Genomic DNA, 3,274 nt, shown 5'->3' on the forward strand with positions numbered 1-3,274 from the left:
AATCTCGCTGCCAGACCCGCGTAAACAAGCGGACCAATATGATGAGTATGAACGACATCAGGTTTGATTTGACGGAACACTTTGATCAGTTGAGCTAGCGTGCCGAGTTTTACTCCAGGTTGTTTTTCTAGAAACAACACTTGATTCGCGAAAGGTTTAAGTCGTGGCCAGTTTGTGATCGATTGGTTCTTCTCACCTTCTAAGCTGACGATCATGACACGGTTTAATGGCGTGGAAAAACTGAGAAGATCGAGAGCAAGGCTTTCAAGTCCGCCTGGCGCAAGGTGCTGTACAACATGGACAACGGTCTGTCCTAATTGGGAATCTTTCGAGTTCATATGCGCTCCTTGGTTTTAACCACATCGGTAATTGATATTCACTTATCTTGCTTATTACAGAGGTTTGCAGGGAGCGTGCCAGTTTGATTTCTCTATTATTTTTAATGGCTTAGGTGGTATGTGTGAGTGTTTTAATCATCCCTCTCAAATTGAGAATCGATATGAAAAACATAATGAGGGAAAGCGTCGCTAGAGAATGGTTGTCAACAGGCAGAAAGCTAATGGTTAGCTTCCTACCTTTGGAATAATGGTAATAACAGGAATTCCGGTAAGATCTTCAAGCTGGTCTTTACGTCGAATTGAAGTGTCAAAGAGTTCAGTAACGGTGGCCAATCCGCAGCCAAGGGCGATACCCGCTATTAATCCTGCGAGAATAAAGAATACAGGAGCTAGATTAGAAGGACGGCTGGGGGTATAAGGTAAATCAATGATTTTGACTCGCTTGTTTTCCTCAAAGACCCCTAAAGATCCCGTTAGCTGAGCCATTTCATAGCGTTCGACCAACTCATCGTAAAGTTGACGCTTGATTTGAACGTCCCGTTGAAGACGGTATAGCGCTTTGGCATTGTCACCAAAATTATTCGCTTTTTGTTCAAGCTCAAAGATCATCTGTTTCAGGCTTTTGGTCTCTTCACTAAGAGATTCAAATTGACTGCGAACCATTTGAAGGCTGTGGAGTTGAGTCACAAGCAAAGGCTGAACCGTAGAAAGATCGGTTAAGGTGGATGTACTGGCAATATCCCAAAGTTGATCGCTGTTAAGGTTCGGTTGTTCGACATTAAGCAGTGCAGAGCGTTCACTTTCCAAACGAGACAATTCGCGGTTTTTTGCCTGAACGGCGCTGTGCGATTCAGTGTATCTGGCTTTTAACGAACTGAGTTCGCTGCGTATTTCTATAATCTGCTCTTCGATTTTTCCAACCACGGGATTGGTTCTTGAAAGCTGGTCATCAAGGCTGCCCAAGCTTTTCTTAACACCAGCAAGTTCGGCTTGTTTTTCAGCAAGACTTTGTTTTAGAACGGCCAATCGCGTCAAACTTTGGCTTTGAAGTTCTGGGCTCACAGAAGAGTTATCATTTTTGAAATCAGCAAGCGCATCTTCTGCGAGATCGAGGTCGTTTTGTCTCTTTTCAATATGAAAAGCCAAAAATTCACTCGAATCTTTAATCGATGAGCGCTCAGGAGCGAGTAACTGTTCAATAAAATGGTCACTGATAGACTGAAGCAACTCTTTCATGCCTTCACTTTCTTTGGACTCAAGCTCAATTTTTAAAAAGTCTTTTCCTAACTGAGTCACCGTCAGACTTTTTGATATGTCATACATGACTTTATCGATGTCACTTGGCGACGAGTTCTCATCGATTAACCCTTGCTCTAAAGCAACCGAATTGAGTACATGGCGACTTTTGAGTAAGGTACTGAGCGCGTTTAGTCGATCTTTTAACATGGTTGATACCGCTAGATCTTCCAAGAAGGGATTCATCTTAGCGGTTTCTTGAATCAGCATACTGGTGTGCGAACGGTATGAGGTTGGGGCGAGCTGAGAGACTATCGCCCCGACGAAAGGAAGAATAACAATCGGCAAACAAATGAGATAACGCCTTCTCCAGGCGGCACTAAAAATAACAATTAAGCGGTACTTGAGTTCATTCATAGTAGCTCCAACATCCTATCAACCAATTTGCTGCGCGCATCCCAGCTGTGGTGATTTACAATCCCTGAAGGCAGTGGCTTTTGTTGTCTCGCTTGATGTAAAGCTTGGCTCATTTCCTCGCTATTTGAAACCACATTTACGTAGCGTTTATACGCTTCTAATGCCGGAAATGAGGTGGAAACAATAGGCTTTCCTGATGCTAAATATTCCATGAGTTTTAATGGGCTACATGCGATTATTTGATCATTCAATTTAAAGGGTAGCAGACTTACATCCCAGTGCTGGCTGTATTGAGGCAATTGTTCATGTGGCTTAGGCCCTAAATAAAACACATTGCTATGTTTGGGAAGTCGAGAATCGCTCAACTCTTGTGGCCCAATGAATACAAAATCCCAATCCTGATTATGGTTAACGACCTGTTCGAGCATATCGTAGTCAAGCCAGTTTGAGAGGCTTCCATAAAATCCGGCGATTGGTCTGCCTCGATTAGGAAGGTCTTGGGCTCTAGGTGCTGGGGTAGCGAACAGGTGAGCATCAACACCATGAGGAATAAAGTGAGTTTTGTGTTCGGGGAAACGAGACACCATTTCTTCGCTGGCAGCAAAGATCATGTCGGCTTTAGAAATCAGTTTTGCTTCGTGTTCACTCACGGTTTTATGGTCAACACCGGCCAATGAAGAAAAGTCATCGCCACAATAATACACCACTGCGGATTCGCCTAGGTGACCACAGAGATCGGCTGCGGTGGGTAAAGAGCACCAAAGCACAGGGTGATGAAGTGTTGCTTTAGTCAATATAGGTTTCAGTTGTCGTAACATTAGAGACTTCGCGATCTTTCTAGCGACGCGAGATTGTGGCGCGGGAATGGTTTTCAAATTGACAATCGTTAGATCCATTGTGTGATTTGGGATGCTTACGTCTTGGTGTTCTTTCTCGCGTAATAAGGCAACGTTGTCGACAGAGTGGGGTTGTTTTGGCGAAAACCCTGATTTTGAACGGCCTAAGAGCTTATTCCATACACGTTTTGCATCGTTCAAATTTAGCTTAGGTTGGCGTAATCCGATGGAATTAATCCAAACAACTTTACGCTGTTGCGCTAAACGCTTAATCAGGTGTTGGGTACTGGAAGGAAGGCCGCCAAAGTCTTCGCCGAATACGATGAGATCATGCATGACTTTCTCCTCCATGAGTTTCAGGTGAGATGGATTTAATGACTTTCGCTGGATTGCCTGCGGCGATCACATAAGGGGGAAGGTCACTAATCACCACGCTGCCGGCTCCAA

General features: G+C 44.2%; 4 protein-coding genes. All 4 read right to left on the reverse strand.

The window, feature by feature from the left end:
- Nucleotides 1-338: glycosyltransferase (locus tag ACP45E_RS14585; RefSeq protein ID WP_141707350.1), on the reverse strand; the 338-nt coding region annotated here is incomplete at its 3' end.
- Nucleotides 339-563: 225 nt separating this feature from the next.
- On the reverse strand, nt 564-1,991 hold the full coding sequence (locus ACP45E_RS14590; protein ID WP_017033378.1) for a GumC family protein: 1,428 nt from the start codon (nt 1,989-1,991) through the stop codon (nt 564-566).
- Complete coding sequence (locus ACP45E_RS14595) at nt 1,988-3,163, reverse strand: glycosyltransferase (protein WP_017038866.1); 1,176 nt, start codon at nt 3,161-3,163, stop codon at nt 1,988-1,990. The genes ACP45E_RS14590 and ACP45E_RS14595 overlap by 4 nt, the downstream gene beginning before the upstream one ends.
- On the reverse strand, nt 3,156-3,274 hold a 119-nt coding region (locus tag ACP45E_RS14600; protein WP_426511347.1), incomplete at its 5' end, for an acyltransferase. The genes ACP45E_RS14595 and ACP45E_RS14600, both read right to left, overlap by 8 nt.

This window comes from Vibrio genomosp. F10 str. 9ZD137, from assembly GCF_049974785.1.
Taxonomy (GTDB): Bacteria; Pseudomonadota; Gammaproteobacteria; order Enterobacterales; family Vibrionaceae; genus Vibrio.